A 13359-nucleotide genomic window follows, 5' to 3' on the forward strand; every position below is an offset into this window, starting at 1 on the left:
GTGGTGCCACCGGGGTTCACTGCCGAGTTCTTCACGCCGACGCCGCCGAAACACACCACCAGTTCGGTGTTCTCGGCGATGACGTTCCACGCCGTGGAACGCTTGAACAGGTCGTCGTGAGTGCCGACGACCCGGGGCATGATGACCCCGGTGGCGCCGAGGCTGTAGGAGTGCCGCGAAAAGGTATAGCCGCCAAGGAGTTTCAGGAATCGGTGCACCTGGCTCTGGGCGTGGTGGAAGCGACCAGCGCTGGCCCACCCGTACGAACCGCCGTAGATGGCCTCGTTTCCGTGGGTGTCGACGACGCGGCGCAGCTCGTCGGCGAGCAGTTCGGTAAGTTCTTCCCACGACACGGCGACGAACTCGTCGGAGCCACGGCGGCCCGTGGGGCCCGGACCATCGTCGAGCCAGCCGCGGCGGATCGCGGGAGTCTGGATTCTCGACTGATGCTTGATCGAACCGGGCAGGTTGCCGAGCAGGGGTGACGGGTCGGCGTCACCGTTGAACGGCCGGACGGACGCGATGTCACCGTCGCGAACGTCGGCGGTGAAGGCTCCCCAGTGCGTGAGCGACGTCGAAGGCTTCGGCATTGCGTTGATTCTAGGGCTGTCGAGCTCGCCCAGGGTCTCGGGCAATCGCGCCGGAGAGGCCCTCTGGATGCCCAACCATCCGGTTGGCTGGTATATGGTCGTCGGCAAATCCCGCTTCGCCGATCCGGAGGTCATCCATGGGCGCCATCAAGTACGACCGCACCCTCTTCGAACCCGAGCACGAACTCTTCCGCGAGTCCTACCGAGGCTTTCTCGAGCGTCACGTGGCCCCGTTCCACGAGCAGTGGGAGAGGGACAAGATCGTCGACCGCGGAGTCTGGCTCGAGGCAGGCAAGCAAGGCTTCCTCGGGATGGCAGTGCCGGAGGAGTACGGCGGTGGCGGTAATGACGACTTCCGCTACAACGTCGTCATCACCGAGGAGACCACGGCCCGCCGCTACAGCGGTCTAGGGTTTCCCCTACAGAACGACATCATCGCGCCCTACCTGTTGCGACTGGCGACAGAGGAGCAGAAGCAGCGTTGGCTGCCCGGTTTCTGTTCGGGGGAGCTCATCACCGCGATCGCGATGACGGAACCAGGCACCGGCAGTGACCTGCAGGGCATCAAGACTCGCGCCGTCAAGCAGGACGACGGCAGCTGGGTGCTCAACGGCTCGAAGACGTTCATCACCAACGGCATCAACGCAGACCTGGTGATCGTCGTGGCGTGCACCGATCCCGACAAGGGGGCTCTGGGCTTCTCGCTGCTGGTCGTGGAGCGAGGGATGGAGGGTTTCGAGCGCGGCCGCCATCTGGACAAGATCGGGCTCGACGCCCAGGACACCGCGGAGCTGTCCTTCGCGGACGTGAAGGTGCCCGCGGAGAACCTGCTCGGCGAGGAGGGCTCGGGCTTCGTCTACCTGATGCAGAACCTGCCGCAGGAACGCATCAGCATCGCGGTGATGGCGGCCGCGGGCATGGAGGCGGTGCTGGAGCAGACACTGCAGTACACCAAGGATCGCAAGGCGTTCGGCAAGCCGATCGGAAGCTTCCAGAACACCCGCTTCACGCTGGCCGAGTTGTCCACCGAGGCAACCGTGGTGCGGATGATGGTCGACGAGTTCCTCGAACTGCACCTCGAGGAGAAGCTCACCGCCGAACAGGCGGCGATGGCCAAGTGGTATTCCACCGAGGCGCAGGTTCGACTGAACGATCGCTGCCTGCAACTGCACGGCGGCTACGGCTACATGCGCGAATACCCGGTCGCACGGGCGTTCCTCGACTCCCGCATTCAAACGATCTACGGGGGAACGACGGAGATCATGAAGGAAATCATCGGCAGAAGCCTCGGCGTTTAGGCAGCCCGTCCGCACGACACTTTCCTCGGACGGGCTGGATATCCCTCAAGATGGACGTCAACTGACGCAGAGTTGACGCACGCGGAACTCAAGGGAGTCCGCCACAGCTCGTGGGAGGAAGTAATGACGGGGCTTCGAACCCGGCTGAGCACGGCCACTGGACGCGCCACCGTCGGGTTGGTCGCCCTGGTGGCCGCCGCCCTGCTTGTCGCGCCCGCCGCATGGGCGACGCCCGACGGCGATGCCGACGCAGCCATCACCGCGGCATGGGACGCCGGCGGCGGACCCACCGGGCCGCTCGGAATCAAGGACGGCGGCGTCTATCCGGTGGGGGCGGGCTTCGGCCAGAACTTCGCAGGCGGGATCATCTTCTTCACCCCGGACACCGGAGCCCACGCGATGGCGGGGCTGATCCTCGACAAATACCAGTCGCTGGGCGGTCCGGCTGACAGCGACCTCGGCTTCCCGACCATCGACGAGGGTGATGGGAAGGCTCCTGGTAGCCGCAACAGCACGTTCAGCGCGGCGGACCGACCGGTGATCTTCTGGACGCCGGACACTGATGCGCGGGTGGTCAGGGGTGCCATCAACGCCGCCTGGGACAAGCTCGGGGGTTCCGCAGGCATCCTCGGTGTCCCGACGGACGACGAGGTCTACACCGGCGACGAGGTCAGCCAGTCCTTCTCCGGCGGCCAGGTGACGTGGAACCGGAAGACGAATGCGTTCACGACCACCCCGCCGGAGTTGGCCGATCAGCTCGCGGGGCTCGAGATCCCCGGTGACGTCACCTCGGCCATCGACGCCGCACGGCGGGCCGCGGGTGGACCACTCGGACCGCTCGGCGCTGCCGATGGCGGGCAGTACGCGATCGGCGCCGACGGGACCGGGCAGAACTTCGCAGGCGGCAAGATCTTCTACAGTCCCGCCACCGGGGCGAACGTGCTGACCGGCCAGCTGCTGGCGAAGTACGAGAGTGTCGGAGGCCCACAGGGGGATCTCGGCTTCCCGGCCAGTGACGAGAAAGACGGTGGCATTGCACCGGCAAGCGAGATCGCGACGTTCGCCGCTGCCGACCATCCGGCGATCTTCTGGACTCCAGACTTCGGCGCCGTCATCGTGCGCGGTGCGATGAATGCGGCCTGGTCGAAACTCGGCGGAGCGACCGGTGACCTCGGCGCCCCAACCGCCGAACAGACCGTCAACGGCGACGTCGTCACCCAGAAGTTCAACGGAGGTGCGATCTCCTGGAACAAGACCACCAACCAGTTCACCACCGAACCGTCGGGTCTGGCCTCACAATTGACCGGGTTACAGGTGCCGGGACGCGACGTCCCAAAGGCTCCGGCAGCCGCAGCCCCCGCTGACGGTGGTTCGAAGTGGTTCCGCCCGAACTGGTGGTGGCTGCTGGGAGTCGTGCCCGTCCTCGTGCTCGTCGGGGTGCTGGCCGCCGCGGTCCTTCTGAATCGGCGGCGGCACGACGACCGCGCCCCGTTGGACGGCTTCGACGACGAGGGCGACTACGACGACGACCCCGAGTTCGACCCCGAGTTCGACTCCGGTCCGATTCCGCGCAATGACGACGGAGACGGCGGCGCGGCCGGCAATGAGCGTAGCTGGGCGATGGCTGCCGGCGACCCCAACGCCACCGTCCGCGGCGGACCCGAGGACTTCACGGCGGATCTGGCCTCCGATCAGGACGCGATCGATACCGCGCCGACGCCCATCGCCAAAGTGCACGACGAACCCGAGAGCGCGTGGTTCTCGGATCACAACGAACCGCCCCGCGACGACTCGGACGAAAAACCCGAACCCGAACCCGAACCCGAGCCGGAACCGGAACCGGAACCGGACAGTGGTCCGCCGAGCGGTCGCCATGCTGCGATTCAGCTCGACGAACCGGTGACCGCGGAGACGTCACTGCGGCTGGCGAGCGAAGGTCCGTTCAATCCGCCGCCGGGTTACCCAGTCAAGGCCGACACGAAGTCAGGCGTGTATTGGACTCCCGGCAGCGATCGCTATGACGATGCGCGCGCAGAGCTATGGTTCGCCAGTGAAGAATTCGCGCTGACGAACGGATTCACCAAGGGCTAGACGGGTCGTCAGATCTTGCGGATGACGGTGACGACCTTGCCGAGGATGGCCGCCTCATTGCCCGGTATCGGGTCGAACGCCGGGTTGTGCGGCATGAGCCACACCTGGCTACCAGTGCGCTTGAACGTCTTCACGGTGGCCTCGCCATCGATCATCGCCGCCACGATGTCGCCGTTGTCGGCCACGTTCTGCTGACGGATCACGACCCAGTCGCCATCGCAGATCGCCGCATCGATCATGGACTCACCAACGACCTTCAGCAGGAACAGCGATCCCTCGCCGACGAGCTCCTTCGGCAGCGGGAAAACGTCCTCAACGGCTTCCTCGGCGAGGATCGGACCGCCGGCCGCGATACGTCCCAGCACGGGCACGAACGTCGGCTGTGGCAACGCGTCCGACCCCGCGACGTCCGTGGTGACGGTGGGTGCCGGCTGCCTCGACGGATCGTCGGGCGTCCTGACGTCGACCGCGCGCGGTCGATTCGGGTCGCGGCGCAGGTAGCCCTTGCGCTCGAGCGTACGGAGCTGGTGTGCGACCGACGAGGTCGACGTCAAGCCCACCGCGTCTCCGATCTCACGGATGCTCGGCGGATATCCACGGGTGGTGACCGAACTCCGGATGACGTCCAGAATCGTGCGTTGACGTTCAGTTAGGACCGTGTCGCGGGTGTCACTCATGGCGCCGAATGTAGTCCCCTGCGGCGGCAGAATCAAACATGTGTTCGACGCGTGTCGTCGGATCTCCGATCGCCCGGACTTGTCGGTGGGGCGAGTTACCGTTTGCAACAGTTCGATCACGTGTTCTAGTAATCGAACACTTGAGCGATTAGCATTCGAACACAAGAGCGAACAAGTCCTCACCGGAAAGGCCCACGAGATGGCGATCATCACCCGCGAAGACCCCACCGACCTCGTCTTGCGTCCCATGCGGCCGGTGCGGCGGTCGGCTCCCGGCTCCCGGCGCGGCCCTCAGTCGCACCGCCCGGCCGGCGCTCCGCTGCACTATCGCGGCACGGGGGTGCTCATGTCGCGCGCATCGCACCGGCGCAGGCCCGTAACCCCCATGGCCACCGTGGTGATGGCACTCGTCGCGGCCGCCATCACGGTGTGGCTCGGTCTGGTCGCCCAGGTGGGTGCGGCATCGGAGTCGCCTGCAACGCCGGCATCGGCGCGCTTGGCCGTCGTTCAAGTACAGACGGGTGAGTCTCTGGAGCAGCTCGCGCAGCGGGTGGCGCCGGACGCGCCGGTCCGCTCCGTCGTCGCGCAGATCCGGGATCTCAACGAACTCCGCTCGGCCGCAGTCGACGCCGGACAGACCCTCATCGCACCGGTCGGCTGATCCCCGGCATGCGCCGTGAAACCCGCTGCCGTGCAACGGTACGCTCGTATGCGACCGACATACGTGCTCGCGGCGAAGGAGCGGAGATGCACTGTCCGTTCTGTCGTCACCCCGATTCGAGGGTGGTCGACTCTCGTGAGGCCGATGAGGGTCAGGCGATTCGACGCCGCCGATCCTGTCCCGAGTGCGGGCGCAGGTTCACCACGGTGGAGACCGCGGTGCTGGCGGTCGTCAAGCGTAGTGGCGTTACCGAGCCGTTCAGCCGGGAAAAGGTCATCATGGGTGTCCGCCGGGCTTGTCAGGGTCGTCAGGTCGACGACGACGCCCTGAACCTGTTGGCCCAGCAGGTCGAGGATGCCGTGCGGGCGGCGGGCTCACCCGAGGTGCCCAGCAACGAGGTCGGCTTGGCCATCCTCGGCCCACTTCGCGATCTTGACGAGGTTGCGTACCTGCGGTTCGCGTCCGTGTACCGGTCCTTCTCGTCGGCCGACGACTTCGAGCGCGAAATCGAGGCGCTGCGCGCCCACCGTGGTGTGTCCTCGGCCTGACCGATCAGTCGATCTGACGGATACCGTCATCGACGACGCGTCCCGCGAGCTTCACCCAGCCGTCGGCGCTCCAGGTGGTGCGGAGCTGAGACCCCTTGCCCTGCGTGATCGCCAGGTCACGGCTGAGGTGCTCGGTCATGCGAACCGCTCCCGCACCGGTCGCCTCGTCCTCTGGAATCCCCAGGTGGCTGGCGAACAGTCGGGATCGGATCGAGCCCGCGGACTCATCGATCCACGCCCAGACGTAGTGCTCGGCGTTGTCACCGTAGTCGTCGGGATCGGCATTCAGGACATCCTGGACCGACCCGAGATCATAGATCGAGAAGTCGGGCGCCCACTCCGCGCGCGCACTGATCACCGTGAACTCGCCGTCCGGTTGCTGGACGTATTCGACCTGTACGACGCCCGCGGGAACGCGCAACGTCTTGACCGGGGTACCGCGCTCCTTGAGCCACCAGGACGCGCCGACGGAGGGATGCCCGGCGAACGGCAGTTCCGTGGCGGGAGTGAAGATATTCGCAGCGGCGGTGCTGGTCCCCGGTTCGGGCTGGTTGATGAAAATCGTTTCGCTATAACCCAATTCGGTGGCGATCCGCTGCCTGTCGGCCGGCTTCGCGAGGTTGGCGTCGACGACGCCGAGGGGGTTTCCGTAGTCGCCGTTCGCGTCGGTGAACACCCGAAGCACTGTCACGTCCAAGGCCATGCCCCGATGCTACGTGGTGTCGGGGGAGGTGCCGTCTGGCAGCCTCAGGTGGCGCTGCGCTCGTCGGCACCCATCGCGTCGAGCCCCGCGACGCGGGTGCCGATCGTGCCCGTGAGCCCGTTCTCGCTGACGCCGGCGCGCAACAGATTGCGCAGTAGGTCCTGGTCGTAGACGGCGGGGTCGGTGGAGCCGATGAACTTCTCGACGATCTCGACGAAGCGGTCGGGATCGTCGTGGAAGGGAAAGTGGCCGGAACCTTCGAAGACTTCGAGTTGTGCGCCTGGCATCGCTGCATGAGCCATGCGTGCATGGCTCACCGGGATCACGGAATCCCGGGAGCCCCAAATCAATTGCACTGGAACGGATTCGGTCAAATAACATCGGTCCAGCATGGTGACCACCTGACCACGCCAGTCGACCACCGCGCGGAGCGTGCGGGCGAAGGCCGACGACGCCGTCGGCTCGGGGAGATCGGCCAGAATCCGCAGGACGTCGGGGATGTCGCGACCAACCCCGGTGGATCCGAACAACGTGCCACCGACGCGGCCGATCATCTGCAAGGCGGGAAGAACCATGGGTAGCCGCAGCAAGGCCAGCGCCTCGCTGCCGAAGGGCATGGATGCGATCCGCAGTGCGACGTTGACGTCCTTGGTTACCCCACCCGATCCGATGAGGATCAGTCGGTCCACCAATTGTGGGAACTGGTAGGCGAATTGCATGGCCACCCCACCACCGAGTGAGTGCCCGACGACGGTGACGCGCTCGATGTCGAGCACACTGAGCAGGTCGCGCATGCCGTTGGCGTAGGCGGCGACCGAGTAGTCCGCGCGCGGCTTGTCCGACTTGCCATGGCCGAGGAGGTCCGGGGCGATGACGGTGAATCGCTGCGCGAGCTTGCTCTGCACGGTGCTCCACGTCGTGGAATTGTCACCGATGCCGTGGATCAGCAGGATGGCCGGACCGGATCCGGCGATCCGAAACGCACGCCGATACCCGTGGATGGTCCGGTAGTGCAGCGTCGGGGTGAGCTCGCGCACGGGTCGCAAATTGGGCTTTCGCTCAGTCACGATCACCAACTCCGTCGTCGGGCCCGGGTTAGGGCGGCCTAGTCAAACCCTGTGTTGCCGTCCCTGCCTCCGGAGTCGTCGCCGGTCTGCTCGGCGAGGAACCGCTCGAATTCGGCACCGAGCTCCTCGCCACTCGGCAGGTCCTCGTCACGCGCCAGCAGGGATCGATTCTCTTGGGCAGCGACGAACGCATCGTACTGGCGCTCCAGCGCCGTCACCACTTGAGCGACTTCGTCACTGGAGGACACCTGCTCGTTGATCTTCGTGTGCACCTGGATGCTGGCCTCGCCGAGCGCTCCGAGGGGAAGCCGCAGCGAACCGGTCTTGGCGACCTGTGCCAGCAATGCCTCTGCGGCCGGCGGATAGTCCGTCTGTGCGAGGTAGTGGGGCACGTGCACGGTGAAACCGACCGCGTCGTGGCCGTGCTGTGTCATCCGGTACTCGAGCAGATTCGACACGCTGGCGGGCACCTGAACCTCGCCCACCCACGGCTGGTGGTCGGCGATCAGCTCCTTGTCGTTCGAGTGCGCCGTCATGGTTACGGGACGGGTGTGCGGCACCGCCATGGGGATCGTGCCGAGACCAATGACCTGGCGCACCCCGAGCCGCTCGGCGAGCAGTCGCACTGCAGTGATGAACCGCTCCCACCTCAGATCGGGCTCGAGGCCGGCCAGGAGCAGGAACGGGGTGCCGACGCTGTCGTGCAGCGAGTAGAGGTTGAGCTCGGGATCGTCGTAGTGAGTGAAGTGATCGGTCTTGAATGTCATGAGGGGCCTGCGGGACCGATAGTCCAGCAGTTCGTCGATCGCGAATGAGGCCACCAGTTCGGTGTCGAGGGTGTCCTTGAGATGCGTGGCGGCGAGCTTGATGGCGTGGCCGGCGTCGGAGAAGCCCTCGAGCGCGTGAATCATGACCGGGCCGCGCCCGTCGTCCGACGACAGCTGGGGTGCGGGGAACTCCAGCTCGTAGATCCCCGTCTGTTCGGGTTGGTAGTGCTGTTCTGGGCTATCTGAGTGATCGGCCATTCTGCCTCGCCTCCTCGTGACGTCTAGTGTCCCGCACTTCGAGGTTTCTGCCAGCACGGCCCCACTCAACGGTGGAACACTCGGCCACGGCAAGTGCATTCCGTGGCGCACTGCCGCACACAGTGTAATCGGGCAAGATCGGTGCTCATGCGCGGTGCCGGGGTCGTTCTGCTCGCTGCAGTGCTGGTCATGTCGATGTCCTGTGGCGAGCATCTGGCAGCGCGGGCGACGTCGCGGTCCGCATCGTCCTCACGCCTCACGGCGTCGCAGGCGCCCACGGTGACGGCGGATCCGGTGAACCCAGACCCGCGGGTGGGTGCGATCTTCCTTGGTGGCCAGTCGTTGCACACGTGCACCGGTTCGGTTCTGCACTCCGCAACGGGTGACCTGGTCCTCACCGCGGCCCACTGCATGATCACCGGCATCGACGCGTCGTTCGTCCCGGCGTTCGCCAAAAGTGCTGAGCCGCAAGACTACTGGCACATCGACGAGGTCTACCTCGATCCACGGTGGGTTTCCGATCAGGATCCGCTGGCCGATTTCGCGATCGCCAGGGTGAGCCGTGAGGGCGGGGCATCGGTGGAAGCTGCGGTCGGCGGGGGATTCGCGCTCGGTTCGAGTCCGGCGGCCGGAACGGACGTCGTCGTGACGGGCTACGCCCTGGGCGTCGGGGGAGATCCCATCGGATGCACCGCTCGGATGGCTGCCCGCGAGCGCGGATACCCGATGTTGCGGTGTGCGGGCCTGGTCGACGGCACCAGCGGAGCACCCTGGCTCGCGGGCCTCACCGTGGTCGGGATCACAGGCGGGCTGGAGGGCGGCGGTTGCCAGGAGAACGTCTCCTACGCCCCGCCCTTCGACGGTGCCGTCAAGGAGTTGATGGCGCGAGCCGAGGCTGGAGGAGCCGGCGACGCGGCGCCTGCGGCGTTGGAGGCCGACTGTTGATCAGGCCCGAAACTGGCTCAGCGCGCGCAGCTTGTTCATCACGTCCAGCGCGGCGACCTTGTAGGCCTCGGAGAACGTGGGGTAGTTGAAGACCGCGTCGACCAGGTATTCGACGGTGCCACCGCAGCCCATGACGGCCTGGCCGATGTGCACCATCTCGGTGGCGTTGGTGCCGAAGATATGCACGCCGAGAAGCTTGAGGTCCTCGGTCGACACCAGGAGCTTGAGCATGCCGTAAGAGTCGCCGGCAATCTGACCGCGGGCCAGTTCCCGGTAGCGCGACACCCCGACCTCATACGGGATCGAGTCCTTGGTCAGGTCGACCTCGGTGGCGCCGACGTAGGACACCTCCGGAATTGAGTAGATGCCGATGGGCTGGAGCTCCGTCATGCCCTTGCAGGGCTCGCCGAAGGCGTGATAGGCGGCCAGCCTGCCCTGGTCCATCGACGTCGCGGCCAGCGCGGGAAATCCGATCACGTCACCGACCGCATAGATGTGGTCGACCTTGGTCTGATAGTTGTCGTCGACGAAGATCCGGCCCCGGTTGTCGGCCTCCAGTCCGGCGGCCTCGAGGTCGAGGTGTTCGGTCTGGCCCTGACGCCCGGCGGAGTACATCACGGTGTCGGCGGGGATCTGCTTGCCGCTGGCAAGGGTGGTCACGGTGCCGGAGGCGCCGACGTCCACGGCGGTGACCTCCTCGCCGAAGCGGAAGGTGACCGCAAGGTCACGCAGGTGGAAGCGCAGGGCCTCGACGATCTCCGGGTCGCAGAAGTCCAGCATCGTGGGGCGCTTCTCCACGACCGTCACCTTGGTGCCCAGAGCGGCGAACATCGACGCGTATTCGATGCCGATCACGCCTGCGCCGACGACGACCATCGACGTGGGAATGGTCTTGAGGTCCAGGATCCCGTCGGAGTCGAGCACCCGCGAGTCGTCGAACTCCACGCCCGCCGGGCGCAGCGGCTTGGTGCCAGTCGCGATGACGACGTTGCGGCCGGTCACTGCGATGCTCTCGGAGCGGTTGGGGTCCTCCACCTGAAGTGTGTGCGCGTCGGTGAACCGGGCGTGCCCGACGTAGAGCTCGACGCGGTTGCGCATCAGCTGGGAGCGGACGACGTCGATCTCCTTGCCTATGACGTGCTGGGTGCGGGCGAGCAGGTCGGCGGGGGTGATCTTCTCCTTGACGCGATAGCTGGCGCCGTACAGCTCGCGCTGGCTCATGCCGGTGAGGTAGACGACGGCCTCGCGCAACGTCTTCGACGGGATCGTCCCGGTGTTCACGCAGACCCCACCGAGCATGAGTCCGCGCTCGATGATGGCGACGGACTTGCCGAGCTTGGCGGCCGCGATGGCGGCCTTCTGCCCGCCGGGACCGGAGCCGATGACGACGAGGTCGTACTCCTGCATGGAACCCATGGATGAAAGGTCTACGCCGGTTGGACTGATCTTGCATGCCGGGCACGTCAATAGCGCGTGAACACGTGCCACCTCCGTCGCTTCGCTCGCCCCAACGTCTTCATCCCCAGAGGACGGTTCATCCACAGAACGTCGTGCCGTCGAGGTCGCCGGCAGGTCGCCGGGAGAGCTCCGACACCGACGCCTGCGAAGTTCTGCTCATGACGACCTTCAGAGCATCCGACTTTCACCTCAACCGGCCCGCCACGTTGATTGCCGCGGTGCCCGCGGTACTCGGCTTCGTGCCTGAGAAATCCCTGGTTCTCGTCACCGTGGAGCACGGTGAGCTGGGCTGCGTCATGCGCGTCGACCTCTCGGCGGAACTACTCGAGACGGTCGAGCACATGGCGGAAGTGGCTGCGGCCAGCGGTCCCGACGAGGCCATCGCGGTGATCGTCGACGAGGACGGCGCTTCGTGCCGGATGTGCCTGGACGAACACCGTGAGCTGGCGGCGGCCCTGGACGACGCGCTGGAAGCCCATGGCATCGAGCTGCTCGCCTCCTACGTGGTGGACAGGCTGGAGGCAGGCGGACGTTGGCACTGCCAGGGCGACTACTCCAGAACGGGGACGATCGAGGACCCCATGTCGTCCCCCATGGCCGCGGCCGCGGTACTCGACGGGCGTCGGCTCTACGGCCGTCGTGCCGACCTGCTGGACGTGATCGCCGTCGCCGATCCTGACCGCACGGCGGCGCTGCGACCGGCGATGGAGCGCGCCGAGCACGACGGGGAGCTGCGGCCCGACGAGGACGTCCGCGGCGACGTCGAGCACGCCTTGAACGTGTCCCGTGGGGTGGCCGAGGGGCTGGCCCCCACCGACGACGACGTGGTCAGGCTGGGGTGCGGTATCACCGATCCCCGGGTCCGCGACACGTTGTACGCGCTTGCAGTGGGACGCGAGGCCGGCCGCGCCGAGTCGCTGTGGGCGCTGCTGGCGCGCACGCTGCCCGATCCATGGCGTAGCGAAGCGCTGGTGCTACTTGGCTTTTCGGCATATGCACGCGGTGACGGACCGCTGGCGGGGGTGTCTCTGGACGCTGCCCTACGCAGCGACCCGAACCATCGCATGGCGGGCATGCTCGACCAGGCGTTGCAGTCGGGCATGGGGCCCGATCAGATACGGGAGCTGGCGCAGACCGGCTATCGATTGGCCAAACGGCTCGGGGTACGGCTGCCGCCGCGCCTCGGATTGGGCAGGCGGGCTGGTTAGACCTTCTCGACTCTCACGGCGTGTGCCATGTGGTGGGGAAGTTCGACCTGCTCGTGGCCGGGGATCACGATCAGCACGCTGCCCTGCTCGCCGACCTGAACGGTCACGCGCGCGTTGGGCACTACGCCGGCATCCTTGAGGCGACCGATCAGTTCGACGTCACCCTGCACGTGTTCGGTGAGCTGGCGCACCCGGACCGCGACGGGGAAACCCGACGGCAGTTCGGTGAGCCGGACCAGGCTGACGTCGTCCGAGTCGGACAGCGTGACACCGAGTTCCGAAAGGCCGGGGATGGGGTTTCCGAACGGAGAAGTGGTCGGGTTGTCGAGAACCTGGACCAGACGGCGTTCAACGTCCTCGCTCATGACGTGCTCCCAGCGGCACGCCTCGGCGTGAACTTCCTCCCACGGAAGGCCGATGACGTCGACGAGGAGTCGCTCGGCGAGCCGGTGCTTGCGCATCACGGACACGGCCAGTGCGCGGCCCTTGTCGGTGAGTTCGAGGTGCCGGTCACCTGCCACGTGCAGAAGTCCATCGCGCTCCATGCGTGACACGGTCTGACTGACCGTCGGGCCGCTCTGCTCGAGGCGTTCTGCGATCCGGGCACGCAGGGGCACGACGCCCTCTTCTTCGAGGTCATAGATCGTCCGCAGGTACATCTCGGTGGTATCGATCAGATCGTTCATTGGCCGCCCTCCATTGCGTCCCGAGTCTACCGGTGATGCCGCCTGAACTGGGCCGCAACATAGTGGCGACACAGTGTGAACCCTGCCGCGACCTGAGTCACCCCAAAATCGACGCCGCTTGGCAAAGAGGTGATGCCCGCCGCGGGCGCGGCGGGCATCACACGGGGGTTGGTCTAAGAGGTCCTAGCTGGCATAGGAGCGCAACCGCTCGGCACGCTCGCCCTGGCGCAGCTTGGCCATGACCTCCCGCTCGATCTGGCGAACCCGCTCGCGCGACAGCCCGAACAGCTTTCCGATCTGGTCCAGGGTGCGAGGCTGTCCGTCGTCCAGCCCGAACCGCAGCCTGATCACCTGTTGCTCGCGCTCGTCGAGTGTGGCGAGCACGTGTCGGATGTCGGTGTG

At 66.4% G+C, this 13359-nt stretch carries 14 protein-coding genes; 6 read left to right on the forward strand and 8 right to left on the reverse strand.

Going from position 1 to position 13359, the window contains the following annotated elements; translation table 11 throughout:
* Window positions 1–590: molybdopterin-dependent oxidoreductase (locus QOI01_RS00350; RefSeq protein WP_526377516.1), on the reverse strand; the 590-nt coding region annotated here is incomplete at its 3' end.
* Between the two features lie 137 nt (window positions 591–727).
* Here QOI01_RS00350 and QOI01_RS00355 point away from each other — a divergent pair.
* Window positions 728–1888 (forward strand): acyl-CoA dehydrogenase family protein, encoded by a 1161-nt coding sequence (locus tag QOI01_RS00355; protein WP_526377518.1) that lies wholly within the window; start codon window positions 728–730, stop codon window positions 1886–1888.
* Window positions 1889–2011: 123 nt separating this feature from the next.
* Window positions 2012–3979 (forward strand): LGFP repeat-containing protein, encoded by a 1968-nt coding sequence (locus tag QOI01_RS00360; RefSeq protein WP_526377520.1) that lies wholly within the window; start codon window positions 2012–2014, stop codon window positions 3977–3979.
* An 8-nt stretch (window positions 3980–3987) separates the two neighbouring features.
* Here QOI01_RS00360 and lexA read toward each other — a convergent pair whose 3' ends face one another.
* The gene (lexA, locus tag QOI01_RS00365) at window positions 3988–4656 is read right to left on the reverse strand and encodes a transcriptional repressor LexA (protein WP_526377522.1); all 669 of its coding nucleotides are present in this window, start codon (window positions 4654–4656) and stop codon (window positions 3988–3990) included.
* A gap of 199 nt (window positions 4657–4855) precedes the next feature.
* On the opposite strand from lexA, the gene QOI01_RS00370 reads away from it, so the two are divergent.
* Both QOI01_RS00370 and nrdR read left to right on the forward strand, forming a co-directional pair.
* Window positions 4856–5317, forward strand: a complete 462-nt coding sequence (locus tag QOI01_RS00370) for a LysM peptidoglycan-binding domain-containing protein (RefSeq protein WP_526377524.1) — start codon at window positions 4856–4858, stop codon at window positions 5315–5317.
* An 86-nt stretch (window positions 5318–5403) separates the two neighbouring features.
* Window positions 5404–5865, forward strand: coding sequence for a transcriptional regulator NrdR (nrdR, locus tag QOI01_RS00375; RefSeq protein ID WP_526377526.1), 462 nt, complete (start codon window positions 5404–5406; stop codon window positions 5863–5865).
* A gap of 4 nt (window positions 5866–5869) precedes the next feature.
* Here nrdR and QOI01_RS00380 read toward each other — a convergent pair whose 3' ends face one another.
* Genes QOI01_RS00380 through QOI01_RS00390 form a run of 3 tightly spaced genes read right to left on the reverse strand, consistent with a single transcriptional unit; the run spans window position 5870 to window position 8660 of the window.
* Window positions 5870–6568 (reverse strand): PhzF family protein, encoded by a 699-nt coding sequence (locus tag QOI01_RS00380; protein ID WP_526377528.1) that lies wholly within the window; start codon window positions 6566–6568, stop codon window positions 5870–5872.
* Window positions 6569–6612: 44 nt separating this feature from the next.
* Entirely contained in the window at window positions 6613–7635 is a 1023-nt protein-coding gene (locus QOI01_RS00385) for an alpha/beta fold hydrolase (RefSeq protein WP_526377530.1), read from the reverse strand.
* A gap of 38 nt (window positions 7636–7673) precedes the next feature.
* Window positions 7674–8660 carry a proteasome assembly chaperone family protein gene (locus QOI01_RS00390; protein ID WP_526377532.1) on the reverse strand — a complete coding sequence of 329 codons (987 nt, stop codon included), beginning with the start codon at window positions 8658–8660 and terminating at the stop codon, window positions 7674–7676.
* Window positions 8661–8807: 147 nt separating this feature from the next.
* Here QOI01_RS00390 and QOI01_RS00395 point away from each other — a divergent pair, with 147 nt between their 5' ends.
* The gene (locus QOI01_RS00395) at window positions 8808–9605 is read left to right on the forward strand and encodes a trypsin-like serine peptidase (RefSeq protein ID WP_526377534.1); all 798 of its coding nucleotides are present in this window, start codon (window positions 8808–8810) and stop codon (window positions 9603–9605) included.
* Here the strand turns inward: QOI01_RS00395 and sthA are convergent, their stop codons facing one another.
* Window positions 9606–11012 carry a Si-specific NAD(P)(+) transhydrogenase gene (gene sthA / locus QOI01_RS00400; protein ID WP_526377542.1) on the reverse strand — a complete coding sequence of 469 codons (1407 nt, stop codon included), beginning with the start codon at window positions 11010–11012 and terminating at the stop codon, window positions 9606–9608.
* 209 nt (window positions 11013–11221) lie between these two features.
* Between sthA and QOI01_RS00405 the strand changes: the two genes are divergently transcribed.
* Complete coding sequence (locus QOI01_RS00405; RefSeq protein WP_526377536.1) at window positions 11222–12271, forward strand: DUF4192 family protein; 1050 nt, start codon at window positions 11222–11224, stop codon at window positions 12269–12271.
* On the opposite strand, the gene QOI01_RS00410 is transcribed toward QOI01_RS00405, so the two are convergent.
* Window positions 12268–12957, reverse strand: a complete 690-nt coding sequence (locus QOI01_RS00410) for an iron-dependent transcriptional repressor DtxR (RefSeq protein WP_526377538.1) — start codon at window positions 12955–12957, stop codon at window positions 12268–12270. The genes QOI01_RS00405 and QOI01_RS00410 overlap by 4 nt on opposite strands.
* A 183-nt stretch (window positions 12958–13140) precedes the next feature.
* A partial coding sequence (locus QOI01_RS00415) for a sigma-70 family RNA polymerase sigma factor (RefSeq protein ID WP_526377540.1) occupies window positions 13141–13359 on the reverse strand: 219 nt, incomplete at its 5' end.

Source organism: Mycobacterium sp., from assembly GCF_032162605.1.
GTDB lineage: Bacteria > Actinomycetota > Actinomycetes > Mycobacteriales > Mycobacteriaceae > Mycobacterium.

Bases quoted from the DNA above. Each gene is read 5' to 3' on its own strand.
- QOI01_RS00355 (WP_526377518.1), top strand. From the start codon at position 728: ATGGGCGCCATCAAGTACGACCGCACCCTCTTCGAACCCGAGCACGAA.
- QOI01_RS00360 (WP_526377520.1), top strand. From the start codon at position 2,012: ATGACGGGGCTTCGAACCCGGCTGAGCACGGCCACTGGACGCGCCACC.
- lexA (WP_526377522.1), bottom strand. From the start codon at position 4,656: ATGAGTGACACCCGCGACACGGTCCTAACTGAACGTCAACGCACGATT.
- QOI01_RS00370 (WP_526377524.1), top strand. From the start codon at position 4,856: ATGGCGATCATCACCCGCGAAGACCCCACCGACCTCGTCTTGCGTCCC.
- nrdR (WP_526377526.1), top strand. From the start codon at position 5,404: ATGCACTGTCCGTTCTGTCGTCACCCCGATTCGAGGGTGGTCGACTCT.
- QOI01_RS00380 (WP_526377528.1), bottom strand. From the start codon at position 6,568: ATGGCCTTGGACGTGACAGTGCTTCGGGTGTTCACCGACGCGAACGGC.
- QOI01_RS00390 (WP_526377532.1), bottom strand. From the start codon at position 8,660: ATGGCCGATCACTCAGATAGCCCAGAACAGCACTACCAACCCGAACAG.
- QOI01_RS00395 (WP_526377534.1), top strand. From the start codon at position 8,808: ATGCGCGGTGCCGGGGTCGTTCTGCTCGCTGCAGTGCTGGTCATGTCG.
- sthA (WP_526377542.1), bottom strand. From the start codon at position 11,012: ATGCAGGAGTACGACCTCGTCGTCATCGGCTCCGGTCCCGGCGGGCAG.
- QOI01_RS00405 (WP_526377536.1), top strand. From the start codon at position 11,222: ATGACGACCTTCAGAGCATCCGACTTTCACCTCAACCGGCCCGCCACG.
- QOI01_RS00410 (WP_526377538.1), bottom strand. From the start codon at position 12,957: ATGAACGATCTGATCGATACCACCGAGATGTACCTGCGGACGATCTAT.